The 23976-nt window shown below is 44.5% G+C and carries 26 protein-coding genes and 1 other annotated feature; of the genes, 23 read left to right on the top strand and 3 right to left on the bottom strand.

All coding sequences use genetic code 11. The features are described from left to right. Positions 1-83 precede the first annotated feature (83 nt). From NRIC_RS06650 to NRIC_RS06680, 7 genes are all read left to right on the top strand, one after another. A complete protein-coding gene (locus NRIC_RS06650; RefSeq protein ID WP_146621913.1) occupies positions 84-1793 on the top strand; it encodes a phospho-sugar mutase in 1710 nt (569 codons plus the stop codon). 19 nt (positions 1794-1812) lie between these two features. Then, positions 1813-2097, top strand: a complete 285-nt coding sequence (locus NRIC_RS06655) for an ArsR/SmtB family transcription factor (protein WP_146622008.1) — start codon at positions 1813-1815, stop codon at positions 2095-2097. Positions 2098-2231: 134 nt separating this feature from the next. Next, positions 2232-3521 (top strand): homoserine dehydrogenase, encoded by a 1290-nt coding sequence (locus tag NRIC_RS06660; RefSeq protein WP_146621914.1) that lies wholly within the window; start codon positions 2232-2234, stop codon positions 3519-3521. A gap of 2 nt (positions 3522-3523) precedes the next feature. Beyond that, positions 3524-4582 (top strand): threonine synthase, encoded by a 1059-nt coding sequence (thrC, locus tag NRIC_RS06665; protein ID WP_146621915.1) that lies wholly within the window; start codon positions 3524-3526, stop codon positions 4580-4582. Continuing rightward, positions 4579-5442, top strand: coding sequence for a homoserine kinase (thrB, locus tag NRIC_RS06670; RefSeq protein ID WP_146621916.1), 864 nt, complete (start codon positions 4579-4581; stop codon positions 5440-5442). The genes thrC and thrB overlap by 4 nt, the downstream gene beginning before the upstream one ends. A gap of 4 nt (positions 5443-5446) precedes the next feature. Next, positions 5447-5676, top strand: a binding site (T-box leader). A 53-nt stretch (positions 5677-5729) separates the two neighbouring features. Beyond that, positions 5730-7001 carry an O-acetylhomoserine aminocarboxypropyltransferase/cysteine synthase family protein gene (locus tag NRIC_RS06675; RefSeq protein WP_146621917.1) on the top strand — a complete coding sequence of 424 codons (1272 nt, stop codon included), beginning with the start codon at positions 5730-5732 and terminating at the stop codon, positions 6999-7001. A gap of 3 nt (positions 7002-7004) precedes the next feature. After that, on the top strand, positions 7005-7925 hold the full coding sequence (locus NRIC_RS06680) for a homoserine O-succinyltransferase (protein WP_146621918.1): 921 nt from the start codon (positions 7005-7007) through the stop codon (positions 7923-7925). A 186-nt stretch (positions 7926-8111) separates the two neighbouring features. Here the strand turns inward: NRIC_RS06680 and NRIC_RS06685 are convergent, their stop codons facing one another. Further along, positions 8112-8969: a pyruvate, water dikinase regulatory protein gene (locus tag NRIC_RS06685; RefSeq protein WP_146621919.1), complete on the bottom strand. Its 858-nt coding sequence runs from the start codon at positions 8967-8969 to the stop codon at positions 8112-8114. Between the two features lie 87 nt (positions 8970-9056). Between NRIC_RS06685 and NRIC_RS06690 the strand changes: the two genes are divergently transcribed. The 3 genes from NRIC_RS06690 to NRIC_RS06700 all read left to right on the top strand — a co-directional run bounded on the left by NRIC_RS06690 (position 9057) and on the right by NRIC_RS06700 (position 10276). After that, complete coding sequence (locus NRIC_RS06690) at positions 9057-9491, top strand: Fur family transcriptional regulator (RefSeq protein WP_146621920.1); 435 nt, start codon at positions 9057-9059, stop codon at positions 9489-9491. Positions 9492-9634: 143 nt separating this feature from the next. Continuing rightward, positions 9635-9811 carry a 30S ribosomal protein S21 gene (gene rpsU / locus NRIC_RS06695; RefSeq protein WP_002356740.1) on the top strand — a complete coding sequence of 59 codons (177 nt, stop codon included), beginning with the start codon at positions 9635-9637 and terminating at the stop codon, positions 9809-9811. Between the two features lie 18 nt (positions 9812-9829). Continuing rightward, on the top strand, positions 9830-10276 hold the full coding sequence (locus NRIC_RS06700) for a GatB/YqeY domain-containing protein (RefSeq protein WP_146621921.1): 447 nt from the start codon (positions 9830-9832) through the stop codon (positions 10274-10276). 330 nt (positions 10277-10606) lie between these two features. On the opposite strand, the gene NRIC_RS06705 is transcribed toward NRIC_RS06700, so the two are convergent. Then, the gene (locus NRIC_RS06705) at positions 10607-11338 is read right to left on the bottom strand and encodes a GntR family transcriptional regulator (protein WP_146621922.1); all 732 of its coding nucleotides are present in this window, start codon (positions 11336-11338) and stop codon (positions 10607-10609) included. A gap of 200 nt (positions 11339-11538) precedes the next feature. Between NRIC_RS06705 and NRIC_RS06710 the strand changes: the two genes are divergently transcribed. The 12 genes from NRIC_RS06710 to NRIC_RS06765 all read left to right on the top strand — a co-directional run bounded on the left by NRIC_RS06710 (position 11539) and on the right by NRIC_RS06765 (position 20663). Further along, on the top strand, positions 11539-12342 hold the full coding sequence (locus NRIC_RS06710; RefSeq protein ID WP_146621923.1) for an SDR family oxidoreductase: 804 nt from the start codon (positions 11539-11541) through the stop codon (positions 12340-12342). Between the two features lie 12 nt (positions 12343-12354). After that, positions 12355-12765, top strand: a complete 411-nt coding sequence (locus NRIC_RS06715; RefSeq protein WP_227873752.1) for a PTS sugar transporter subunit IIA — start codon at positions 12355-12357, stop codon at positions 12763-12765. Beyond that, complete coding sequence (locus tag NRIC_RS06720) at positions 12762-13253, top strand: PTS sugar transporter subunit IIB (RefSeq protein ID WP_146621925.1); 492 nt, start codon at positions 12762-12764, stop codon at positions 13251-13253. The genes NRIC_RS06715 and NRIC_RS06720 overlap by 4 nt, the downstream gene beginning before the upstream one ends. Positions 13254-13257: 4 nt before the next feature. Next, a complete protein-coding gene (locus NRIC_RS06725; protein ID WP_146621926.1) occupies positions 13258-13998 on the top strand; it encodes a PTS mannose/fructose/sorbose/N-acetylgalactosamine transporter subunit IIC in 741 nt (246 codons plus the stop codon). A gap of 4 nt (positions 13999-14002) precedes the next feature. Further along, on the top strand, positions 14003-14818 hold the full coding sequence (locus tag NRIC_RS06730) for a PTS system mannose/fructose/sorbose family transporter subunit IID (protein WP_146621927.1): 816 nt from the start codon (positions 14003-14005) through the stop codon (positions 14816-14818). 19 nt (positions 14819-14837) lie between these two features. Beyond that, positions 14838-16001 (top strand): mannitol-1-phosphate 5-dehydrogenase, encoded by a 1164-nt coding sequence (locus tag NRIC_RS06735; RefSeq protein ID WP_146621928.1) that lies wholly within the window; start codon positions 14838-14840, stop codon positions 15999-16001. Beyond that, complete coding sequence (dhaL, locus tag NRIC_RS06740) at positions 16001-16642, top strand: dihydroxyacetone kinase subunit DhaL (RefSeq protein WP_146621929.1); 642 nt, start codon at positions 16001-16003, stop codon at positions 16640-16642. Before NRIC_RS06735 ends, dhaL begins: the two co-directional genes overlap by 1 nt. A gap of 13 nt (positions 16643-16655) precedes the next feature. Next, positions 16656-17651, top strand: coding sequence for a dihydroxyacetone kinase subunit DhaK (locus tag NRIC_RS06745; protein WP_146621930.1), 996 nt, complete (start codon positions 16656-16658; stop codon positions 17649-17651). Positions 17652-17676: 25 nt separating this feature from the next. After that, positions 17677-18324 carry a 3-hexulose-6-phosphate synthase gene (gene hxlA, locus NRIC_RS06750; protein WP_146621931.1) on the top strand — a complete coding sequence of 216 codons (648 nt, stop codon included), beginning with the start codon at positions 17677-17679 and terminating at the stop codon, positions 18322-18324. Position 18325: 1 nt separating this feature from the next. Continuing rightward, a complete protein-coding gene (hxlB, locus tag NRIC_RS06755; RefSeq protein WP_146621932.1) occupies positions 18326-18886 on the top strand; it encodes a 6-phospho-3-hexuloisomerase in 561 nt (186 codons plus the stop codon). 102 nt (positions 18887-18988) lie between these two features. Then, positions 18989-20002, top strand: coding sequence for a dihydroxyacetone kinase subunit DhaK (locus tag NRIC_RS06760; protein ID WP_227873753.1), 1014 nt, complete (start codon positions 18989-18991; stop codon positions 20000-20002). A gap of 19 nt (positions 20003-20021) precedes the next feature. After that, the gene (locus tag NRIC_RS06765) at positions 20022-20663 is read left to right on the top strand and encodes a dihydroxyacetone kinase subunit L (RefSeq protein WP_146621933.1); all 642 of its coding nucleotides are present in this window, start codon (positions 20022-20024) and stop codon (positions 20661-20663) included. A 434-nt stretch (positions 20664-21097) separates the two neighbouring features. On the opposite strand, the gene NRIC_RS06770 is transcribed toward NRIC_RS06765, so the two are convergent. Beyond that, a complete protein-coding gene (locus NRIC_RS06770) occupies positions 21098-22543 on the bottom strand; it encodes a cell division site-positioning protein MapZ family protein (RefSeq protein WP_227873754.1) in 1446 nt (481 codons plus the stop codon). 504 nt (positions 22544-23047) lie between these two features. Here NRIC_RS06770 and NRIC_RS06775 point away from each other — a divergent pair. Then, entirely contained in the window at positions 23048-23968 is a 921-nt protein-coding gene (locus NRIC_RS06775; protein WP_175580020.1) for a PhoH family protein, read from the top strand. Positions 23969-23976 lie beyond the last annotated feature (8 nt).

Below are 23976 nucleotides of genomic sequence, written 5' to 3' on the forward strand. Positions count from 1 at the left end.
GTCATTTTTGAAGCTTTTGTTTGCTGAATATAACAGGAATGATATACTTGAATAGTAAGAAAAAATTGAAAGAGGTGTCCTGCATGACTTGGGATCAAGTTTATGAACAATGGGTTCAATCAGACAAATTGGATGAAGCAATGCAAACGGAATTAAATAACCTGACTGATGAAGAAAAACAAGATGCTTTCTATACATCCCTTGAATTTGGAACAGCTGGAATGCGCGGAATTTTAGGACCTGGAACGAACCGGATGAATATTTTTACGATTCGTCAAGCGACAGAAGGTTTGGCACGTTTTATGGAAACACAAGATGAAGAAACCAAGCGCCGCGGTGTCGCGATCGCGTATGATTCTCGTCATTTTTCTCCTGAATTTGCGATGGAAGCAGCTCGCACGTTAGCTAAGCACGATATTCCTGCCTATGTGTTTGAAAGTCTTAGACCAACACCAGAGCTATCTTTTGCTGTACGCTATTTAAAAACCTTTACAGGGATCATGATCACAGCTTCGCATAACCCCGCTGCGTACAACGGCTACAAGGTATATGGGGAAGACGGAGGACAAATGCCGCCGGAAGATGCAGATGCAGTGACGAAGTTCGTCCGTTCGGTCGAAAACCCGCTTGAAGTTGAAGTGTTGACGGATGAAGAAAGCGACTTGATCACGATCATTGGTGAAGAGATCGACAAGGCTTATCTAGAAGAAATGAAGGCTGTCGTAATCGACCAAGAATTGATCGATGAAATGGGCAAAGAGTTGAAATTAGTCTATACGCCGCTTCACGGAACGGGCACAATGATCGGTGAACGAGCATTGAAGCAAGCCGGTTTTGAACAATACGTTCTAGTTCCGGAGCAAGCAGTGGCCGATCCAGACTTCTCGACTGTGAAATCACCGAACCCAGAAGAGCATTCTGCGTTTGAATACGCCATTAAATTAGGTGAAAAAGAAGGCGCAGATGTGCTGATTGCGACGGATCCGGATGCCGACCGCTTAGGTGCTGCTGTCCGCCTGCCTAGCGGAGAATACCAAGTGTTGACTGGAAACCAGATCGGAGCTTTGATGATCCGTTACATTTTGGAAGCACACAAGCAAGCAGATGATCTGCCTGCCAATGCCGCCGTGTTGAAATCGATCGTGTCCAGCGAGTTGCCAACAGCGATCGCGAAAAATTACGGGGCAACGATGTACAGCGTTTTGACTGGGTTCAAATTTATTGCGGAAAAGATCCAACAGTACGAAGAAGATCATTCTCATACCTTCATGTTCGGCTTTGAAGAAAGCTACGGCTATTTGATCAAGCCTTTTGTTCGCGACAAAGATGCGATTCAAGCGTTGCTGCTGCTGGCTGAAGTAGCTGCTTATTATAAGAAGCAAGGGCAAACATTATATGATGGCCTGCAAGAAATCTTCCGCGAATATGGATATTATGCAGAAAAAACCATTTCTGTGACTTTAAGCGGTGCAGAAGGTGCAGCCAAGATCAAGGAGATCCTTGAACGCCTGCGTGAACAAGCACCAACTGACTTCGCCGAAGTTCCAGTGGTATTGACTGAAGACTACTTGAAACAAGAAGCAACCGACGATCATGGAAAGATTGAAAAAATCAATATGTCTTCTTCCAATGTACTGAAGTATACCTTGGCAGATGAAACTTGGTTAGCGATCCGTCCTTCAGGAACAGAACCAAAAATCAAGTTCTACATTGGAGTCAAAGGAAAGTCCCAAGCAGAGGCCGAAGAAAAATTAGAAACATTCGAAGCAGCGATCCGCAAAATCGCTGAGTAAAAGAGAGGATTCGGTGAGTATGCAGCAAACGGATATCCAAGCGGTCAGTCAGTTATTCAAAGTGTTGAGTGATCCAACACGATTAAGAATCTTATTGTTTCTCAAGCAGGGTGAACGCAATGTGTCGTCCATCAGTGAAAATCTGGAGATGGAACAATCCGCTGTTTCTCATCAGCTAAAACTATTGCGAGACAATCGGCTGGTTAAGGCACGACGAGACGGAAAAGCAATGCTTTACAGTCTTGACGATCACCATGTTTTAGATATTTTGGATCAAACCTTCCGGCATATTGCCCACGAATAAGCGACAACTAGTGATTTTCCAGTTTTATATGGAAAATCACTAGTTTTTTTTCTCTTTTTTCGTTATACTAAAAAGCAAACTATTAAAAAACAATGAAACACGTTTAATCTTCGTGCAATCAATGGAGGCGGACTATGGAGAAACCGGTTAAAGTAGGCTTATTAGGTCTAGGAGTCGTTGGAACAGGTGTATTAGAGATCCTTTCAGATCATCAGAACAAAATTGAGAAAAGCATCGGCTGTCCGTTGGCAGTCACCAAAGCATTGATTCGCCCAACAGAGGACAAAGCAGCCATCGCTGAGAAATACGATCTTCAGCTGGTTCATGAGTTATCTGATATTATTGAGGATCCTGAGATCGATATCGTGGTCGAGGTCATGGGCCGGATCGAGCCTGCCAAGACCTTTATCGCAGAAGCGTTGAAAGCCGGAAAACATGTGGTGACAGCGAACAAAGATCTGCTGGCACAGCACGGCAGTGAACTGGCTTCTTTGGCACATGAGCAAAAACGCAACCTCTACTATGAAGCAAGTGTTGCCGGCGGTATTCCGATCCTGCGCACGATTGCCAATAGTCTGGCAGCAGACGATATCACGGAAGTACTAGGGATCGTCAATGGGACGACCAATTACATGCTGACAAAGATGGTCACGGAGCAGATGAGCTACGATGTCGCTTTGAAGCAGGCACAGGAGCTGGGCTTTGCTGAGAGTGATCCGACCAACGATGTGGATGGGATCGACGCGGCTTACAAGATGGTGATTTTGAGCAAGTTTGCTTTTGGGATGACGATTACGATGGATCAGGTGAAGGTCAAGGGGATTCGCGGCTTGGCTTCAGAAGATGTGTCGATGGCAGACAGCCTCGGCTATACAGTGAAGCTGATCGGTTCTACCAAGAAAACAGGTGACAGTATCTCAGCAGAGGTAGGGCCAGTACTGGTACCGAACACACATCCATTGGCATCGATCCACAACGAGTTTAATGCGGTTTTCGTGAAGAGCTCTGGGATCGGCGAATCTATGTACTATGGACCAGGCGCTGGTGCGCGTCCGACAGCGACCAGTATCGTCGCTGACTTGATGACGATCGTGAATAAGATCCAATTAGGAACTTTAGGGCATCGCTTCAGTGAATATACACAACCCACGAAGTTGACCGCTCCAGAAGAAAGCTTCAGCAAATATTTCCTTTCTTTAGAAATGCCGGATGAAACCGGTCAATTCTTGCAGCTGGCTGAGATCATGGCCAATGCAGGAGTCGGCTTCGAGCAGGTCGTGCAAGGAAAATCAGACGGTAAAAAAGCCCGTGTCGTAGTAATCACGCATCAGCTGTCTGAAACCATGCTGGCAACGATCAAAAAAGAAATCGCTGAGAAGACTAATTTTGACTTGTTAGCAAGCATGAAAGTAATGGAGGGATAGGCATGTACGAAGGACTGCTGAAACAATACAAAGAATGTTTACCGATTACAGAAAACACCCCGATGATCTCACTGGCAGAGGGCAACACTCCGTTGATCCCGCTGCACAACCTGTCAAAAGAATTAGGGATCACTTTATACGGGAAATATGAAGGCCTAAATCCAACGGGCTCGTTCAAAGATCGTGGAATGGTCATGGCAGTTGCCAAGGCAGTTGAGGATGGCGCGAAGGCGATCATCTGTGCTTCAACAGGTAACACGAGTGCGGCAGCGGCAGCTTATGCAACACGTGCCGGCATCAAAGCGTATGTCGTGATTCCTGATGGAAAAATCGCAATGGGCAAGCTGGCTCAAGCGATCGCTTACGGAGCAGACATTATCTCGATTCCCGGCAACTTTGATGAAGCGTTGAAGGCCGTGCGAGACATTGCGGAAACAGAAGCGGTTGCTTTAGTCAATTCTGTAAATCCATATCGTTTGGAAGGCCAAAAAACAGCCGCTTTTGAAATTTGCGAGCAGTTGGAAAAGGCCCCGGATGTGTTGGCAATCCCGGTGGGAAATGCTGGAAATATCTCGGCCTATTGGAAAGGCTTTAAAGAATGGCATGATGTGAAGGGAACTGATTTACCGCGGATGCATGGCTTCGAGGCGGAAGGCGCAGCTGCGATCGTTCGCGGTGAAGTCATCGAAGAACCTGAAACTGTAGCAACAGCGATCCGCATCGGCAATCCGGCCAGCTGGACACTAGCAGAAGCCGCTCGCGATGAGTCAAATGGTCATATCGATGCTGTGACTGACGAGGAGATCTTGAATGCTTATCGTAAAGTGGCAGCACAGGATGGTGTCTTCGTTGAGCCAGGATCAGCAGCTTCATTAGCCGGTGTGATCCAACACGTGAAGAGTGGAAAAATCAAGCCTGGTGAAACAGTCGTTACGATCTTTACCGGCAATGGCTTAAAGGATCCGGATACTGCGATTAATGAAACCAATGTTCAAATCAGCAAGATGAGTGATTTGGAAGATATGCGCCAGCATCTGAAAGAAGGAGTGGCGAAATTATGAAAATCCGCATCCCAGCAACAAGTGCGAACCTAGGTCCAGGTTTTGACTCTTGCGGGATCGCGCTTTCGCAATACTTGGTGATCGAAGTCTTGGAGCCTCGGGAGCACTGGCTGATCGAACATGATCTTTCTGCTTCGATCCCAACGAATGAGGAAAATCTGCTGGTCCAAACGGCCCTGCAGGTGAAGGCTGACTTGCCGCCCCATAAAATAAAGATGACTTCGGACATCCCTGTAGCCAGAGGATTGGGCAGCAGCTCCTCCGTGATCATTGCGGGGATCGAGCTGGCCAATCGACTAGGCAATCTGAATCTTTCAGTGAAAGAAAAGCTGGATATTGCGACTACTATTGAAGGGCATCCTGACAATGTAGCCCCGGCGATCTGCGGAGGATTTGTGGTTGCCAGCTACAATGATCAGGAAGTCAGCTATGTAAAGCATCATTTTCCTGAATGTGATGTGATCGCCTATATTCCGAATGAAGAATTGCTGACGAAGGAAAGCCGCGAGGCTCTGCCGAGTGAGCTGACCTTTGGCGAAGCGGTCAAGGCCAGTTCGATCGCCAATGTGATGATCGCGGCTGTCCTAAACGGCAATTTGCCATTGGCTGGCAAGATGATGGAGAAAGATCTATTCCATGAAGCTTATCGTGCCAAGCTGGTTCCTCATTTGGCCGCTGTTCGAAAAATCAGCCAGGAAGAAGGCGGCTACGGCTGTTATCTAAGCGGTGCTGGACCAACTATTTTAATGATAATGCCGCCTGATCGGACAGAACGAATGCTGAAACGTCTGAAGGATTTAGATGCCAGTGTTCGATTGGATGTATTGTCTGTTGATCAGGAAGGCGTTCAAGTTTACTAAATGAATACATGCGTAGAAGAAGAGTATAGAAGAAATGCAGCCTTTACAGAGAGCTTCGGCAGCTGAAAAGAAGCAGGAGGCACCTTCTAGAAGATGGTCTTTTAGCACTGAGTTATGAACCGAGTAGTAACTTACGGGAAAGCCCGTTACAGCTGACTGATCTGTGGATCGGTCTGAGATCAATCAATGATTGATGAACAAAGGTGGTAACACGAAGCAGCTTTCGTCCTTTCCTAACGGGGGATGAAGGCTTTTTTTGATGATAAAAATGACGAGGAGGAAATAATATGGAATTTGAAACGAAATGTTTACACGCAGGCTATACACCAAAAAATGGGGAGCCGAGAGTTTTGCCGATTGTCCAAAGCACGACATACACCTATGACTCCACTGAAGATATCGGCAAATTGTTTGATCTGGAAGAATCTGGCTATTTTTATACACGACTGGCAAATCCGACGACTGGGGCAGTTGAAGAAAAGTTAGCCCAGCTTGAAGGCGGTGTAGGGGCACTGTGCACATCATCAGGGCAAGCAGCAACCTTTTATGCGATTCTGAATATTTTAGAAGCAGGAGATCATTTCATTTCCTCTTCCTACATCTATGGCGGCACCTTTAACCTATTCGCGCATACCTTCCGCAAAATGGGAATCGAAGTCACCTTCGTGGATCAAATGGCTTCTGTCGAAGAATTGAAAAAGGCAGTCAAACCGAATACCAAGGCGGTGTTTGCTGAAACGATCGCCAATCCGGCGATGTATGTATTGGATATCGAGAAGTTTGCTGCATTTGCCAAAGAAATTGATGTACCGTTCATTATCGATAATACTTTTGCGACTCCTTATTTCTGTCGGCCATTTGAATATGGAGCAGATATCGTGGTGCACAGTACTACGAAATATTTAGATGGACACGCTGTTCAGACTGGGGGCGTGATCGTAGACGGCGGCAAGTACAATTGGGCTAATGGTAAATTTCCGCAGCTTTCTGAGCCAGATGAGACGTATCATGGTATTGTTTATACCGATACTTTTGGAGCAGCAGCTTACATCACTAAGGCTCGTGTACAGCTGATGAGAGATTTGGGATCGACCCCTTCACCGCAAAATTCCTTCTTGTTGAATCTAGGGATCGAAACATTGGCGGTCAGAATGGATCGTCATTATCAAAATGCACTTGAAGCCGCAAAGTTTTTGAGCCGGCAGTCGGCCGTCAAAAATCTGAAGTACCCTGGCTTGGAAGGGGACCCAAGCTATGAACTGGCACAGAAATATGTACCAAACGGGTTGTGCGGCGTAATTTCTTTTGAGATCGCTGCCGGAAAAGAAGCTGCAGCACAATGGCTGGATGCGTTGAAGATGGTCTCGCTGGAAGTGCATGTCGCCGATATTCGTACCTGTGCCCTGCACCCGGCAACCTCGACCCATCGTCAGTTGACTGAAGAGGAATTGGAGCAGGCAGGGATCTCACCTGGCTTAGTCCGTTTGTCTTGCGGGATCGAAAACATCAACGATATTTTGACTGACCTGCAGCAAGCCTTCGACGCATTGGAGGGATAAGCCATGCCGATTCGTTTACATGAAGACTTTCCGGCAAAATCGGTTTTGGAGAAGGAGGACATTTTTGCTATCGACAACCATCGAGCAGAGCATCAGGATATTCGACCTTTGAAATTACTGATCTTAAATTTAATGCCGGATAAAATCGCTACCGAGACGCAGTTGCTGCGCTTGATCAGCCAGAGCCCTTTGCAGATCGATGTCGACTTTATGAAAATCGCCTCTCATGTTCATAAAAATACCAGCAAAAGTCACTTGGATAAGTTCTATTTAGACTTCAATGAAATCAAAGAAACCTGCTATGACGGCTTCATCATTACAGGGGCTCCAATCGAAAAGCTGCCCTTTGAAAAGGTGGATTATTGGAAGGAACTGACCGAAATCCTTGCTTGGAGCCAGACACATGTCACTTCGGTCATCCATATCTGCTGGGGTGCACAGGCAGGAATGTACTATCATTTTGGGATTGAAAAAATCTTATTTGAAGAAAAGCTTTTCGGGATCTTTCCACAGAAGCTGCTAACGAAGCATCGGCTTTTTCGCGGTTTTGATGATGTTTTTTGGGCACCTCAATCTAGGTACACGGGGATCAATCGGCAGCAAGTCAACGACAGCCCAATCGAAGTCGTTGCCGTAGATGAGACAGGGGCACCCTCCATCTTGTTATCTGATGATGGGCACAAAGTCTTTCTGCTGGGCCATTTCGAATATGATTCAGACACGTTGGAAAATGAGTATCTGCGGGATCAGTCAAAAGGGATGTCGACTGAACCGCCAGAAAATTATAAGGATGAGCAGGGCCAGATCATTAATCGCTGGCGCGGCCATGCATATCTATTTTTCCATAACTGGATCAACGATGTGTATCAGGAAACACCGTATGAACGCTCAAGGATTTTTGAGATTCAGAGTCAAAGAAGGTAGTTTTCACTAATAGAATGGAAAACAGTTGTGCATCGGAGTGAAGATGTACAGCTGTTTTGGGTGTGGGTGACTTGATTTCTCTTTTAACAGCTTAAAAAGGCGCTTTTTAGTTTTTAAGACTAGAAAATCAAAAATAGACGGCCAAGCGTTCCACTTAGCCGTCTGTGCGATTGATTCAAAAAGAGATCACTCCCCATTTTCCTCCATAAAGTAATAACTATGGTCTTCAAGATCCAGCGCGCTCATGATGATCGCTGCGGTTTCTTCGATCGAGAGATTGGCTACATTGATGATCTCACAGCCTAGTTGATGATACAGGTCGTTGGCAAAATCAAGCTCGGCCTGAATTTTATTGCGGTCTGAATAGGCGGTCTCTGGGTTCATTCCATAGGCCCGCATGCGTTCTTTGCGAATGCCGATTAAGACTTCGGGATCATTGGTCAAGCCGACGATTTTTTTCGGATCCATCTCGAAAAGCTGTTTTGGAATATGTGCCTGTGGGATCAAGGGCAGGTTGGCCACTTTTAGGTTTTTATTTGCCAGATACAAGCTCAAGGGTGTTTTTGAGGTTCTGGATACGCCTAAAAGAACGACATCCGCTTCTAAAAAGCCTCGCGGGTCTTTGCCGTCATCGTATTTCACAGCGAATTCCATGGCTTTGATTCGTTTGAAATAATTATCGTTCAGGTGGTGAAGCGCCCCAGGTTCACCAGTAGGTTCGATTTGTGCCCGCTTGCCGATCTCTGTTACGACTGGATTCAATAGATCCATATGGAAAAGGCCTGCATGATCGCAGAATTCCTCAGTTAATTTTGATAATTCAGGATTGATCAGGGTGTGAATGACCATGCCGTTTTCTTCTTTCGCATCTTTTAGTGCCTTTAGCAATAATTCTTTTGAATGAATAAAGGTTCGGCGAAAAAGACAAAATTCGACGGTCGGGTATTGTGCCATAGAGGCTTGAGCAAGTTTAGATGCCGTCTCTCCAGCGGAGTCTGAAATAATAAAGATCGTTACTAAACTTGGTTGGTTTTCGTTTTCCATAAATTTTCCCCTTGCATAATTAGTAAATCTATTATACCATATTTCTTATTCAGAATCATTACGATTTAACTTCGGGAGGAATAGGATATGGCACAGCCAACGCTGCTGGAAAAGGCCTTGTTTAAGGTGAAGGAGAACGGATTTAAGTATACAAAAAAACGGGAAGCGTTGTTGAACTTTCTAATCAAAAAGAACCGGTATACGGCTGCCCGGGAGATCTATGAGCATTTGAACGGCTTGTTTCCTGGGTTAAGTTACGATACGGTCTATCGAAACTTGAGAGAGTTCGTCGAGATCGGCATTGTTGAGGATACCGATTATCAGGGGGAGATGAAGTTTCGTTTCAGCTGCAGCGAAGATTTTGGGCATCACCATCACTTCATTTGTACCGTTTGCGGAAAAACCAAGGAGATCCATATGTGTCCGATGGATTTTTTCAAAGAGCAGCTGGATGACTGTGAGATCGAGGGACATCGTTTCGAATTATACGGTCGTTGCTCAGACTGTAAAAAATTCGTTTAATTTCTGGGAAAATAAAAACCTCCTCATTGCCTTGACTCACTTTTCTGCATTCGATATAATAACTAATGGACAGTCTTGTTTTTTGAAAGTAGATTTCAATAACAAAAACGGTTACTTTTTAAGCTCGGAGGGAGGGAATTTATATGTCAAAAACAGTGGTTCGTAAAAATGAATCTCTTGACGATGCTCTTCGTCGCTTCAAACGTTCCGTTTCAAAAGCGGGGACTTTGCAAGAATCTCGTAAACGTGAATTTTATGAAAAGCCTAGTGTGAAACGTAAGAAAAAATCAGAAGCAGCTAGAAAACGTAAGAAATTCTAGTATGACAGGAGTGATTTGATGTCACTACTTACTACGTTGAACGAAGATATGAAACGCGCAATGAAAAGCAAGGACAAAGAAACCTTGCAGGTCATCCGCATGTTGAAGGCTTCGATTCAAAATGAACAGATCAATGCAGGTCACGAATTGAGCGGTGATGAAGAGTTAACAGTTTTGTCTCGTGAGATGAAACAACGCCGCGATTCACTAGCAGAGTTTGAAAAAGCTGGTCGTGACGATTTGACAGAAAAAGTCAAAAATGAAATCAAGATCGTGGAAACCTACATGCCTGCGCAGCTTTCCGAAGAGGAAATCCGCAGCATCGTCAAAGAAGCGATCGAAGCTACCGGCGCAACTTCACCAAAGGAATTTGGCAAGGTGATGGGGGCTGTGATGCCGAAGGTCAAAGGAAAAGCCGACGGAAATCAAGTCAATGCCATCGTCAAAGAGTTGCTGCAAGATTAATTCTAAAGAATGATCACTGAGGTCCAAGGAGAGTTTGCTTTCCTTGGGCTTTTTTGTGCATCTTAGAGGTTGCATAGTAAGCCGTTCTCTGATAAATGTCTTGTGTTTCTGACAATCAGCACTACAGAATACTGCAGGCACGAAAAATCCTGCAGTATGAATCTCGAATTGCCGAAGAAAATGATCAGGTAGATCAAACGTATTTGTTTTCTTGAAAGCATAATTATTGGACAAAAACAGCGGCGGGATTTCCCCAAAGGAAATTCCCATCGCTGTTTCTTTTAATTTGTGCTGAAAAACATCTTCGTAAACACAGGTTAAGAAAATGCTCTACTTTTTAAACGTAACCTTAAAGGTAGAGATCAAGCCCTTATCACGAGCGATGGAGTACTCGATCGGATTATCTGAACTGTCAAAGGTGACAGTTTCTACTAGCTGCAGCGCATCGTTTTTTCTGATGTTTAAGATCTGAGCATCTTCACTAGAGCAATTGATTGCAGTGAATTTTTTTTCAGCATGAGAAATATCAATATTATAGGTTTCCCGCAAAATATCAAACAAGGAGATCTTTGAAAAGTCAAACTTGTCTAAATTTGACGCAATCGAAGTAGGAACATAGGTAGTCACAATTTCTGAAGGCTGGTTTTCGACGTACCGCAACCGTTCCAAATGATAAAAATGGGTATATTTATCTTTAAAAATGCGGCGAACAACCTCATCGCTCTCTACAATCTCGATCGATAAGACTTTTGTACTCGTCGAAAATTGTTTCTTTTGAGCAACATCATTAAAACTGCGTAATTCCGAAACATCCCAAGAAAAGACCTCTCTTTTTCTGACAAACGTTCCTTTCCCGCGTCTCCTTTCAAGAAGACCATCATTCACTAACTGCTCAACAGCTTGGCGAATGGTCGTACGGCTCACATTATATTGATCGATTAGGGCGATTTCTGAAGGCAGTGCCTCTCCCTCTATATAGATTTCGTCTTTGATTTTCTTTTCAATGTCCTCTTTTACTTGAAAATACAAGGGAAGAGGACTGGTCTTGTCAATTGCTTCCATATCGTTATCCTTTCTTAGTATCGCTGTATTAATCATGACGTCATTACCACTTAAGATGATATCAAAATTTGGTGTTAAAGGCAAAAATATTAAGAAATCTTGAAAAGAAAGCGTTGACAAATGCAACTATTTCTCTATAATACATATTATAACGATGTAGTGACGTAATGATGTCTCTATGTCAAAAGAGGAGGAAAACTATGTGTGGAAAATGGCTTGATCTTTCGCAAAAGGTAATCGTAGTCACGGGAGGAAGTATGGGGATCGGCGAGAACATCGTTCGCAATTTACTGGATAACGGGGCCAAAGTAGTTATCGCTGATCTGGTGGAAAATGAGGAGCAGACGTCAAGTGACCGTGTTTTATTTATTCCTTGCGATATCACAAAAAAGGCAGATGCAGAGAAATGTATCGAGACGGCAGTGAATGAATTTGGACGTGTCGATGGGCTCGTCAACAATGCTGGGGCAAATCGTCCGAATCTTTTAGTGGATTATTATCATCAGAATCCTGAATTTGAAATGAGTGAAGAGGAATTGGATCTCATGTACCAGGTCAATCAAAAGGGGCTGTTTCTAATTTCTCAAGCAGCAGCACGGGAAATGATAAAGCAAAAAAGCGGTGTCATCGTCAATATCTCTTCGGAAGCTGGGATGGAAGGGTCCAAGGGTCAAAGTGGGTACTCAGCTACTAAAGGAGCGGTGAATTCCTTCACTCTCTCCTGGGCTAAGGAATTAGGTCAATTCAACATTCGGGTCATTGGTGTAGCGCCAGGTATCAACGAGCCGACTCCAATGGGTAATCAAAAGCACATGGAAAAGCTGGCTTATACGCGTGGAATTCAATCGAACGAAATCAAAGGTGATTATACCAAGATCATTCCTTTGGGTAGAATCGGGAGGCTTCAAGAAGTGGCTGATCTTGTTAGTTATTTGCAATCAGATCATTCATCGTATATCACTGGCACGATCATCAATGTTACAGGAGGAAAGTCACGAGGATAGAAGGGGATGAAGATGAAAACAGCAATCGTATTAATGACACATGGACACTTTGGGGAAGAGCTGATTGCTTCGGGAGCACTTATTTTAGGTGAGCTGAAGGATGTCTTTTCGATTTCGTTAGAGGCTGAAAAGGAGCCAATGGAATTAATGACAGAATTGAAAACGCTTTTAGAAAAGGGCTTTGATCAGTATATTATTCTCGCAGATTTGTTTGGCGGTACGCCTTGTAATGTGGCGACGCGATTTTCTTTAGAGGACCATGTGATCGTCTTGTCTGGTGTGAATTTACCGATGTTGATCGAGGCGGAAATGGCAAGAATGCAGGGGGATTATGACGGGTTGACTGAGAAATTGATGAAAAGTGCGATGGAAGGGATCAAAGATGTAAAAACAATCATGCAAGAAAGGAAGGCAGAAAAATGATGGAAGGAATTCGATTAGTACGGATTGATTTTCGATTGATCCATGGTCAGGTCATTACAAAGTGGAGCAAATTGACCGATGTGAAATCAATCATCGTCGTCAATGATGAATTAGCGGCTGATGAGTTTATGGCAGATATCTATGTGATCGCAGCACCACCGGGTATGCAGGTGGATGTGATCTCGAAGGAACAGTTCGTTCAAGGAGCAAAAGACGGAAAATTTGATTCTGGAAAAATCCTTGTTTTGTTTAAAAATATTGAGGATGCGCGAGAAGTAGTTGAGAAGGGAGTGACATTTAAGCAGGTACAGGTTGGCGGACTAGGCAGCGGCAATGGCAGAACATCTGTTGTCAAAGGAATTTCTGTTGATAAAACAGACATCGCCAATTTAACTTTTGTTCAGGAGCAAGGTGCTGAGGTAACGTTCCAAGTTACACCGGAGGAACCAAAATTGAGCTTAGAAAAAGCAAGTAAGAAAGTGGGTTGAGAGTATGTTAGGGGTTAGTATTTTTACAGGTATTTATTATTGGATCATGAAAACTGACGTTGGATACGGTATCACACACGCAATACGGCAGCCTTTGTTTTCTGCACTATTTATTGGGGTTATCATGGGCGACTTAAAGCAGGCCATCATCATTGGTGCGGCGGTTCAAATCCTTTATATTGGATTGGTCGCAGCTGGATCGAATCTACCAGCTGATGATTGTTTAGCTGGCTTGATCGCTATTCCAATTGCTCTGCATTCTGGTTTGTCGACAGAGCTGGCGATTGCGATCGCTGTACCAGTGGGGGTAATGGGGGTATTTATTGATCAGCTGAGAAAGACGTTGAATGTTACGTTCGTTCACATGGCCGATCGTTATGCGGAAGAAGGAAACACGAGACAAATTATGCTGTGCAACAATGTGTATCCGACGATTTTGAACTTGATTCTTCGTTTCCCGATTCCGTTTTTAGCGAATTACTATGGAGCAGATGCTGTGAACAACTTTATGGCAAGTGTCCCTGAGTGGCTGACACATGGTTTCTCTGTCGCAGGCGGCTTATTACCAGCATTAGGGTTTGCGTTGACGATGTTCGTTATCGGAAAAAAGGAACTGCTGCCATGGTTCTTCATCGGCTATTTCTTGATCCAGTTCAGCGGTATTCCAGTGCTGGGGGCGGCGATCTTCGGCTTATGTGCCATATTACTGATTACGATGTATCAAAAAGCAAGTGTGGAGGGGTAAAAAAATGGAAGAAAAATTAATCTCTGAAAAAGATGTCAGAAATGCTTGGCTGCGCTATTACATGTTTTGTGAAGTCGGAATTTCCTATGAACGCCTTCAAGCACTTAGCTTTTGCTATTCATTGATTCCCATCTTCAAAAAAATCTATCCTGACAAGGAAGACATGAAGGCGGCATTACAGCGGCACCTCGTTTTTTACAATACGGAGGCTGTATTTGGATCTCCGATCAACGGGATCGTTATTGCACTGGAGGAACAAAAGGCGAAGGGGGAACCGATCGAAGATGATGCGATCACTGGTTTGAAGACTGGTTTGATGGGTCCATTAGCCGGAGTAGGTGATTCGATCGACTGGGCGACATTAAAACCGATTATTTTCGCATTGGGTGCCAGCCTGTCTGCCAGCGGGAATCCCATTGGAGCCTTTGTTCTCTTGCTGCTTCCAATCATTCAAATTGCTATCGGCACACAATTATCTGTCTATGGCTATAAAATGGGGCGTGCATCAATTCGCGAGATCCTGAGTTCAGGTCGAATCAAGGAATTGATCAATGGTGCCAGTACGTTGGGGCTGTTTATGATGGGGGCACTTTCCTCGAATTATGTCGCATTGAGTTCGCCGTTGAAGTTTACGTTTGGAAAGGGCAATGATCCGTTTGTCGTACAAAATATTATCGATAGTATCGTCCCAGGCCTACTTCCGCTGTTAGCTGTGTTAGGGATTTACTGGTGGTTGAATAAGAAAAATCAAAACATGGTGGCGATCATGCTGATCATCTTAGCGATCTCATTGGTTGGGGCAATTACCGGCATACTTTAATAAAGAGGGGTAAGCAATTATGAAGGCAGTGCATTTTGGTGCGGGCAGTATCGGCAGAGGCTTCATTGCCGATTTACTGCATGATTCCGGCTATGAGATTACATTGGTAGATGTCAACGCACAACTGAATAAGCAAATCAACCAGACACATTCCTATCATCTTTATGTAATTGAAGAAAAGTATCAGGAAAAAACGATTGACCGAGTGAAGGCGCTATCTCCTGTAGACGAGGCGGCTGAGGTGATCCAAGAAATTGTTTCGGCGAATATTCTCACGACCGCTGTTTGGGCAGACAACTTGCCAAAGGTAGCACCGATGATTTCGGAAGGGTTACACCAACGTTTCTTGCAATCGAAGGAAAGAATCAATGTTTTGGCTTGTGAGAATGCAATGTTCAACAGTGAAATTTTGAAAAAGGAGATCTTGAAGCTGGGACAATTGACTGAAGACCAGTTAGAGCAGGTCGCGACCTTTCCGAATACTGCTGTGGATCGAATGGTGCTGGAAGATGAGCGAGCAGGTGAAAAAGTGATCAACATCGGTGTAGACTTTGAATTAGTGATCGAACGCACTAAATTGGCCGATCCAACAAGTTTACCGATCAAAGGTACAGAATATACGGATCATTTGGTGAAATACATTGAGCGCAAACTTTATATCATCAATTGCGGGCATGCATGGTCTGGCTATATGGGTGCAATCAAAGGCTATACGCTCATGTCAGATATCTTTGCAGACGAACAACTGGTAGAGGCAACTCGAGAAGTCATGGGTGAATCCGCCGATTTACTAGCAAAAAAATATGGATTCACGAAAGAGGACTTGGACAGCTATATTGATTTTGCGATTCGCCGCTTCCAAACGCCGGGAGTAGTAGACACGGTTTCCCGTGTCTGCCGCTCGCCAATTCGTAAGCTGGAGCCGAATGAACGATTGGTTGGGCCTGCTAATCAATGTGAGGAAAATCAGTTGAAAAATGATCACCTGCTGGAAGGGATCGCGGCTGTGTTTCTTTTTGATGATTCTGAAGATCAGCAGTCAAAAGAGTTGCTGGCTTACGTTGAGGAACATGGGATTTCCGATGCAGTATCTCATTATACTGAATTGCCGCCAGAAGGTTCCATGCATCAAGCGATCGTACAAAAGTACCAACAATTACAAAAGCAAAAGGGTGAACGCTGATGGAACAGTCATTTACGAATGAAGACGGATTGTCTGTAGTGGTGAAGGTCATCGAGACGATCAAATCCAATCGGGAATATTTGAGTGAAGTTGATAGTGTTGGTGGTGATGGGGATCATGGGATCAATATGAGCAAGGGCTTCACCATGGCAGAAAAAGAGATAGAGAATCAGGGACAGATCAACATGAGCGAGGGATTTAAGATCATCAGCGGTGTGCTGGTCAATAAAATCGGGGGTTCGATGGGTCCGTTGTATGGCAGCTTCTTTCGCGGGTTGAGTGTGGCTTCAAGAAAACAAGCAGCGATTACCAAAGAAGTTTTCGGGGCGATGCTGGAAAAGGCCTATCAAAATATTGCTATGCTGACAGAAGCGAAGATCGGTGATAAAACCTTGATGGATGTGCTGATACCAGCTGTAGAGACGTATCAAGCGCAGGAGTCAGCGAGCAGCTTTGAGGAGTGTCTGGAGGAAATGCAGCGGGCTGCAAAAGCTGGACTGGAATCAACCAAACAGATGGCCGCAAAAGTCGGTCGGGCAAGTCGAATCGGTGACCGCTCTCTAGGACACCAGGATGCTGGAGCGACCTCATGTTATTTGATACTGGAGGCTTTAGCAGAAGGAACGAAGAACTTACTTTAAAGGAGGAGATTTTGTGCAGCGTTTTGTGAATGATCCGGATTTCGTCGTTGAGGACATGTTAAAGGGCTTTGTTTTGGCAAATCCTGAGGTCGAACTAGCAAAGGCCAATGATCGTGTTGTAGTGAAAAAGCAAAAACAAAACGGAAAAGTCGGTGTCATCACCGGCGGAGGCAGTGGTCATGAGCCAGCCTTTCTCGGCTATGTGGGGGAAGGAATGCTGGATGCGGTAGCGATTGGTGAAGTCTTTGCTTCTCCTCCTGCTCAAGCCTTTTATGACGCGATGCTTGAAGCAGATACGGGTGCAGGTGTCGCTTGCCTATTCGGAAATTATGCTGGAGACAACATGAATGTAAAAATGGCGATCAAAATGGCAGAAGATGATGAGGTCGAAGTCAAGTATGTGGTTGCAACGGATGATGTTGCGTCTTCGCCAAAAGAAACCAAAGAAAAGCGTCATGGCATTGCCGGCGGCTATTTTATGTGGAAGGTCGGCGGGGCTAAAGCAGCAGCCGGCGGTACTTTGGATGAAGTGATCGCAGTTGCTCAAAAAGTGGTTGATCGGACTCGCAGTATTTGTGTCGGCTTGGAGCCGTGCATGATTCCGGCAGTCGGCAAACCGAATTTTGAGATCGAAGCAGGAACGATGGAATTTGGGATTGGTCACCATGGAGAAACTGGGATTCGAAAGGAAGAGCTGAAAAAGGCAGATGCCATCGCAGAAGAAATGGTGAGCACGCTACTAGAGGATTTTGCCTTTGAGGATGGGCGGGAGCTTTCGGTCATGCTCTCTGGATTGGGCAGTACGATGCTGATGGAGCAGTACATCCTGGTCGGAAAAGTCTTGGAGATCTTGAAGGAAAAGGGGCACACTATTCATAAGGTCTACGTTGGAGACTTTGTGACCTCGCTGGATATGTCAGGTGCTTCTTTGACGTTCATTGACTTAGATGAAGAGATCAAGGAATTGATGGATATGTCAGGTCGTCCTGTGGGGATGAAGAATTACTAAAGAATACAGTTGAGGAGCGTAAGAAATGAAATTACAGTTAGCATTGGACGAACACAAATTAGAGGATGCATTGGAATTTGCAGAGCAGGTAGCGGAGTATATAGACATCATTGAGATCGGTACCCCTTTTGTCATTGATTCTGGCATGGAGGCGGTACGTCGTTTCAAAGAAAAATTTCCTGAAAAAGAAATTTTATCAGACGAAAAAATCATGGATGGCGGTTATTATGAGTCGCAGCTAGGATTTGAAGCGGGAGCAGAATATGTAACGGCATTAGGCGTTAGTGATTTGGTAACCATCAAAGGCTGTATTAAAGCAGCCAATGATTTCAAGAAGCAAACTGTGGTAGACATGATCTGTGTCGAGGATATGCCGAAACGAATTGAGGAGTTGGAAGAGATCGGTGCACATGTTTTGGCTGTTCATACCGGTGCAGATGTACAGGTGTTAGGCCGTACTCCGCTAGATGATCTAAAAGTAATGACCAAACATGCGAAAAAAGCCAAAATCGCCGTCGCAGGTGGGATCAATAGTCAAACTATCCAAAAATATGTGGAGTTAAACCCAGATATCATTATCGTTGGAACTGGAATCACGCGGGCGGAAAATCCAGTTGAGGAAGCTCGCTTGATTCGTAATGCGATCGATGAACATAAGAAGGCAGGGAAATAAGATGGCTGAATGTAAAAACTTGCTGGCGATCATTGAAGAGCTGGCTCAGGATGCAAAACAAGTGGACAATGATCAATTAGCCAAAATCGAGGAGCTGATCCTGCAGGCGAAGCGTGTGTTTATTGTTGGTGCGGGCCGTTCTGGCTTTGCTGCTCGTGCGTTTTCGAACCGTCTGATGCATTTAGGTTTTGATTCAAACTTTGTGGGGGAACCTACGACACCGTCTATTCGAAAGGGTGATTTGCTGATCGTTGGTTCTGGATCTGGAAAAACGGAAAGCTTGGTCACGATGGCGAAGAAAGCCAAAAGTGAAGGTGCATTGCTGGCGACGGTCACGATCCATCCTGAAAACACGATCGGTTCGATGGCAGATGCCCATATTCGAATCCCAGGAATCTCTTCTCGTGATGAAGCGGTAGAAAAGGCCCCCTCTGTTCAACCAAATGGATCTTCTTTTGAACAGTTGTCCTGGTTGGTCTATGACAGCATGATCGTGGACTTGAAAAAGGCGACGAAGCAGGAACAAGAAGATATGGATTACCGTCACGCAAATATGGAATAACGTTTGAAAACAGTGACCGGATTTTTGAGCTCGGTCACTGTTTTTCATTTTATCCATGAGTATCTATGAAAGGAGACAGCACCTAAAAGAGTGCTAAAAACAATGATGAAAAAAATTATGAATGCTCCTGAGAACTATGTCACAGAAATGCTGGAAGGAATTTATACGGCCCATGCGGATATGGTCGCATTTACCGGAGACGATCTGCATTGTTACGTATCCAAAGTTAAAAAAGCAGGTAAAGTCGGCCTTGCTACAGGAGGTGGGTCGGGCCATTTGCCCTTGTTTTTAGGCTATGTTGGTGAAGGAATGCTGGATGGCTGCACGATCGGCGATGTTTTTCAATCGCCTAGTCCAGAGCAAATGTACAATGTTACCAAAGAAATCGATTCGGGATCAGGTGTTCTATACATTTACGGAAACTATAACGGGGATATTTTCAATTTTGATATGGCCGCAGAAATGGCGGACTTTGAAGACGGGATCGAAGTGAAAAGCGTGGTGGCTGGGGATGATGTCGCAACGGAAAAACCGGCTTCACCAGACGAAAAAAATAAGCGTCGCGGAGTGGCGGGCATCTTCTTTGTTTACAAATGTGCTGGAGCAGCTGCAGATGCGATGTTGAATCTTGATGAAGTAAAACGTGTAGCTGATAAGGCTGCCGCTAACGTTCGGACGATGGGCGTTGCGCTCACTCCGTGTATCGTTCCACGTGTTGGAAAAGCCGGCTTTACGATCGAAGAAAACCAAATGGAGATCGGGATGGGTATCCATGGAGAAACCGGGTTCCGTCGTGGACCGTTAGAGCCCGCAGATGTGATCGTTGATGAATTGCTGGAGAAAATCTTAGCAGATATTCCTTATGTCAAAGGAAATGAGGTAGCGGTTTTAGTCAATGGATTAGGGGCTACTCCTTTGGATGAACAATATATCGTGGTTCGCAGGGTCAATGCGCGTCTTAAAGCAGCTGGTATTTCGGTTCACAGGTATTACGTTGGTGAATATGCAACAGCTTTAGAAATGGCTGGTTTTTCTATTTCATTGTTGAAACTAGATGAGGAACTTAAGAAATACATTGATGGACCAGTAAACACGCCCTTCTTCAAACAATTTTAATATAAAGCAGGTGAGCGAAATGGATCGGTTGTTTATTATCGACTATCTGAACGAATTATCTACCATAATGAAGGAAAAGCAAGAGTATCTGATCGAACTCGATAGCGTGGTCGGAGATGGTGATCTTGGATTAACGATGAGTGATGGCTTCGAGGCAGCTTTTGAGGCAATCAAAACATCAGAAGAAAATGACTTGGGCAGATTATTGTTCACTGCTGGAAAAGCAATGTCCTCTGCCGTGCCTTCTACGATGGGCACCCTGATGGCCTCGGGATTCATGCAGGCTGGAAAAGCTTTTAAGGGCAAGGACGTTATTGAAGCGAAAGAGATTGTTGATTTGCTGCGAGCCTATGCAGAAGGAGTCATGCATAGGGGAAAAGCACAGCCCGGTGAAAAAACTTTTATTGATGGTCTTATGCCAGCTATAAAGAAAATGGATGAAGCCTTTGCCCAGGGCCTTGATGCTTTTACAGCTGCTAAAAAAGGCGTAAGTGGAGCTGTAGAGGGATACGATCGTACTGCAGGTATGCTTGCTGTACACGGACGGGCAGCCACTCGCGGAGAAGCGTCAAGAACATTAAAAGACCCTGGAGCAGCGGTTGCTGTTTTGATGATCACTGCCCTTGAAAAGAGTACGAGAAATTTTAACCATAAGAAATAGGCCCCTTCTCACTTTTAGAAGGGAAAGTGTCATTGATAATTTAGAGAATGCAGCAGGTGTAAGATTTCGAAACAGAAGTCTTGCACTTTTTTGATAGAGTTTTGCTTTTACTGAAGGTATCCTGAGGTTCTTTACGATGGGCATTGCAGCTTAAATGAATATCTAGTTCTTCTAGAGGTAATGTCTGAGGTCCAAGCCACTTTCTATCGCAGTTCGAATGCTGTTTAGCACAACTGCGTGGTTGGAACAAACAAGGAACATTTTGCTGTTCCTCATAATAGGTCATCAATCGATATTCTAAACTTTCTCTTTTCATGGTAAATAAGTGTCGTTGTTTAAGTTGTTTCAATTTCAGTATTTTTTACGGTGCACAACGTGTATGGTTTTATAATAAAAGGAAGAGGCTATGACAGTGATGTCACAGTCTCTTCCAATCAATGGCCGCCATTGCCTTGAAACCATCCGGTCTTACAGTTGATGGTTACTAAGTACATCGGCAGATCTGAAGCACTGTATCCGCTGGTCAGAGGAGCTCGATTGCTGGTCGCATACAGGTTGTAATAGCCTTCACCATTAATGATCTGCACAGGCTCTAAGGAATAGCCGCCCTCTACGATATACCCTCGGTCAATACAGGTTTGGATCACTTTTGACTGAATGCCAGCGTTCCAGGTCCAAGCAGGATTGCTCGCATCGTTGATCTGCCCTTGGTCTTGGTTAAGGATCGGCAGATTTTGACGATTGGTTTGAAAAAGCGGGGTCTGTCGAGCTTGTTCGGCTGCTTGCGCCTCTTTTTCAGTCAACGCTTGCTCGACCTTGGTCAACTCTTGCTTTTGTGGTTCTACCAGTGCCTGATTGGCAACGGCTGCTACCGCGGTTTTGGCTGCATCATATTGTTCTCTTGTTGCTGACTCGGTCAACGTTTCTTCAGACAACAGCTGTTCAGTCATTTGTTTGGCGATCTCAAGTTTTGCTCGTTGCTCCTTTGCTGTGGTGATGGCTTGATTCATCAGCTGATTGAAGCTTTGATCCGCCGTATTAGCGGTTAGTAAGATCGCTTGATCAGATTTCAGCTGGAGGCTGTCGGCCAAGGCATCCCCTTGAATAGCAGGCGCAGTGAAGAGTTGATTGACTGATTGGGTCAGCTTTTGTTTTTCGACCAGACGATCATAAGCCGATTGAAGCTGGGTGTATGCCTGATGGTCTTTATGGTCCTCGATCAACTTTTTCAGATCAGTCGTATCCTTCTCAAGGGCTTCTGGTTTAAGAAAGGTTTGCTGCTTGTCTGTATAAAAATCAGCGATCGCTGACTTGACCTGCTTAACCTGCTGATTTTCTTTTTTAGCAAGTTCAATTTCTTTGGCCTCTGCTTGTTTAACGGAGTAATATTGGTAACCGCTCCACACACAAAAGATTAAAACAGCGACAAGGGCAAAGTAACGTAACTTATGGGACGAGTGTCTAGGTTTTGACGATCCTGCATTGGTTGAAGGCTCGGATTCATTTTCGAGAGGGGGTTCCTCCGGCTCTTTATTCACTTCCGGAGGTTTAGGTTCCTCTTCGACTTTTTCCTCCGGAGAATCATCGGCTTTTTGTGACAGATCGATCTCAATTGGCTTGGGTTTCGGGTCAGGGGTGGCTTCTTCTTTATGTTCACGAATATACTCTGCCAAGATGGGATTGGTTTCCTCTTTTGAATCTTCTTCTTCGATGTCCTTTGAATGCTGCTCAAAATGTTGTTCGACTTCTTCGATCGTCATTTGAGCGAGCTCAGACCATTCGATGTCTTTCTGCGAGTGATCAGTCGTTAAGGAAAACCCACAGCTGAGACAGATAGCCAATCGTTCATCCAATTCGGCTTGGCAATTTGGACATTTCACTATAAAAATCGGCTCCTTTGTTTTATTATATGGACCTCTAGTTTTTCAATCTATCATATTTTTTTGTTATTTCCAAACGATTAACGGATGTTTTAGAAAGTTAATTTTTAGTGGTTGAAATATGATTGTATAGAGATTAAGATTTGGTTTGATTTAACTAATTTAATAGTTTGAATTTGTATCATGTGTTTTATTATCCATTTTTCATAATCAGTCTTTTGATAAATGCTTGTTTTTTAAAATCAACTGTCGTCCGATAATACATAAAGGGTAGAACAGGCATCATTATCAGAAAGAGCATTTATGAAATGATTTTTTTTCTGAAGAAGGTTTTTCTTTTTCGTCTCTTTTAGTTCTTTCTTAAGCTGAAAGAGTGAGAATTTTGCTTTTATTTAGAGTGTGGTATGATAGGGTAGATGCTTAGAATGAGGAGATGAACGATTTTTGCAAAAGAACGATTCTACATCGTTGGAAATAAAACTCGATGCCAAAGATGATATCAGTATGCTGCTAGGTTCTCACGACAAACATATCAAATTTTTAGAGGAGAACACGGCAACTACTATTAACACAAGAGGCGAAACGATTCAGATCGTAGGGGCTGATGAAGAAATAAAAATGGTCGCAGAAGTGATTCGTTCTCTGCAGCTGCTGATTGATCGCGGGATCAAGGTGGCAACACCAGACGTGATGACGGCGCTGCGGTTGGCAAAGGAAAACCATCTAGACGAATTCGTCATGATGTATGAAGAAGAATTATTAAAGGATCGAAACGGCTCCCCGATCCGTCCTAAAAATATTGGTCAAAGTCGTTATATATCGGCGATCCGCAAGTCCGACGTAGTCTTTGGGATCGGTCCTGCAGGGACTGGTAAGACTTATCTGGCGATCGTGATGGCGATTGCTGCGTTGAAAAAGGGTGAGGTGCAACGGATCATCCTGACTCGCCCGGCGGTTGAAGCTGGTGAGAGCCTAGGATTTCTTCCGGGGGATTTAAAGGAAAAGGTTGATCCTTACTTGCGTCCAATGTATGATGCATTGCACCAAATTTTTGGCGTCGAACATACAAATCGTTTACTAGACCGCGGGGTCATCGAGATCGCTCCGTTGGCTTATATGCGTGGGCGGACATTAGACGATGCCTTCGTGATTTTGGATGAGGCGCAAAATACGTCGATTGCACAAATGAAGATGTTTTTAACTCGGTTAGGCTTTCAGTCAAAAATGATCGTCAATGGCGACACGAGTCAAATCGACCTGCCAAGAGGGCAAATGAGCGGCTTGATGCATGCAGAACGAACGTTGAAAAACATCAAACGTATTCGTTTTGTGAATTTTGAAGCATCCGATGTGGTGCGGCATCCGGTCGTTGCAGAGATCATTGAAGCCTATGAGCAAGAAAATCTACGTCACATCGAAGACTAGATTGGAGG

Source organism: Enterococcus florum (assembly GCF_004309355.1).
Classification (GTDB): domain Bacteria; phylum Bacillota; class Bacilli; order Lactobacillales; family Enterococcaceae; genus Enterococcus_A; species Enterococcus_A florum.

What these genes read in the sequence shown, in the direction of transcription:
- NRIC_RS06650 (WP_146621913.1), top strand. Translation starts at nt 84, where the DNA reads ATGACTTGGGATCAAGTTTATGAACAATGGGTTCAATCAGACAAATTG.
- NRIC_RS06655 (WP_146622008.1), top strand. Translation starts at nt 1,813, where the DNA reads ATGCAGCAAACGGATATCCAAGCGGTCAGTCAGTTATTCAAAGTGTTG.
- NRIC_RS06660 (WP_146621914.1), top strand. Translation starts at nt 2,232, where the DNA reads ATGGAGAAACCGGTTAAAGTAGGCTTATTAGGTCTAGGAGTCGTTGGA.
- thrC (WP_146621915.1), top strand. Translation starts at nt 3,524, where the DNA reads ATGTACGAAGGACTGCTGAAACAATACAAAGAATGTTTACCGATTACA.
- thrB (WP_146621916.1), top strand. Translation starts at nt 4,579, where the DNA reads ATGAAAATCCGCATCCCAGCAACAAGTGCGAACCTAGGTCCAGGTTTT.
- NRIC_RS06675 (WP_146621917.1), top strand. Translation starts at nt 5,730, where the DNA reads ATGGAATTTGAAACGAAATGTTTACACGCAGGCTATACACCAAAAAAT.
- NRIC_RS06680 (WP_146621918.1), top strand. Translation starts at nt 7,005, where the DNA reads ATGCCGATTCGTTTACATGAAGACTTTCCGGCAAAATCGGTTTTGGAG.
- NRIC_RS06685 (WP_146621919.1), bottom strand. Translation starts at nt 8,969, where the DNA reads ATGGAAAACGAAAACCAACCAAGTTTAGTAACGATCTTTATTATTTCA.
- NRIC_RS06690 (WP_146621920.1), top strand. Translation starts at nt 9,057, where the DNA reads ATGGCACAGCCAACGCTGCTGGAAAAGGCCTTGTTTAAGGTGAAGGAG.
- rpsU (WP_002356740.1), top strand. Translation starts at nt 9,635, where the DNA reads ATGTCAAAAACAGTGGTTCGTAAAAATGAATCTCTTGACGATGCTCTT.
- NRIC_RS06700 (WP_146621921.1), top strand. Translation starts at nt 9,830, where the DNA reads ATGTCACTACTTACTACGTTGAACGAAGATATGAAACGCGCAATGAAA.
- NRIC_RS06705 (WP_146621922.1), bottom strand. Translation starts at nt 11,338, where the DNA reads ATGGAAGCAATTGACAAGACCAGTCCTCTTCCCTTGTATTTTCAAGTA.
- NRIC_RS06710 (WP_146621923.1), top strand. Translation starts at nt 11,539, where the DNA reads ATGTGTGGAAAATGGCTTGATCTTTCGCAAAAGGTAATCGTAGTCACG.
- NRIC_RS06715 (WP_227873752.1), top strand. Translation starts at nt 12,355, where the DNA reads ATGAAAACAGCAATCGTATTAATGACACATGGACACTTTGGGGAAGAG.
- NRIC_RS06720 (WP_146621925.1), top strand. Translation starts at nt 12,762, where the DNA reads ATGATGGAAGGAATTCGATTAGTACGGATTGATTTTCGATTGATCCAT.
- NRIC_RS06725 (WP_146621926.1), top strand. Translation starts at nt 13,258, where the DNA reads ATGTTAGGGGTTAGTATTTTTACAGGTATTTATTATTGGATCATGAAA.
- NRIC_RS06730 (WP_146621927.1), top strand. Translation starts at nt 14,003, where the DNA reads ATGGAAGAAAAATTAATCTCTGAAAAAGATGTCAGAAATGCTTGGCTG.
- NRIC_RS06735 (WP_146621928.1), top strand. Translation starts at nt 14,838, where the DNA reads ATGAAGGCAGTGCATTTTGGTGCGGGCAGTATCGGCAGAGGCTTCATT.
- dhaL (WP_146621929.1), top strand. Translation starts at nt 16,001, where the DNA reads ATGGAACAGTCATTTACGAATGAAGACGGATTGTCTGTAGTGGTGAAG.
- hxlA (WP_146621931.1), top strand. Translation starts at nt 17,677, where the DNA reads ATGAAATTACAGTTAGCATTGGACGAACACAAATTAGAGGATGCATTG.
- hxlB (WP_146621932.1), top strand. Translation starts at nt 18,326, where the DNA reads ATGGCTGAATGTAAAAACTTGCTGGCGATCATTGAAGAGCTGGCTCAG.
- NRIC_RS06760 (WP_227873753.1), top strand. Translation starts at nt 18,989, where the DNA reads ATGATGAAAAAAATTATGAATGCTCCTGAGAACTATGTCACAGAAATG.
- NRIC_RS06765 (WP_146621933.1), top strand. Translation starts at nt 20,022, where the DNA reads ATGGATCGGTTGTTTATTATCGACTATCTGAACGAATTATCTACCATA.
- NRIC_RS06775 (WP_175580020.1), top strand. Translation starts at nt 23,048, where the DNA reads ATGCTGCTAGGTTCTCACGACAAACATATCAAATTTTTAGAGGAGAAC.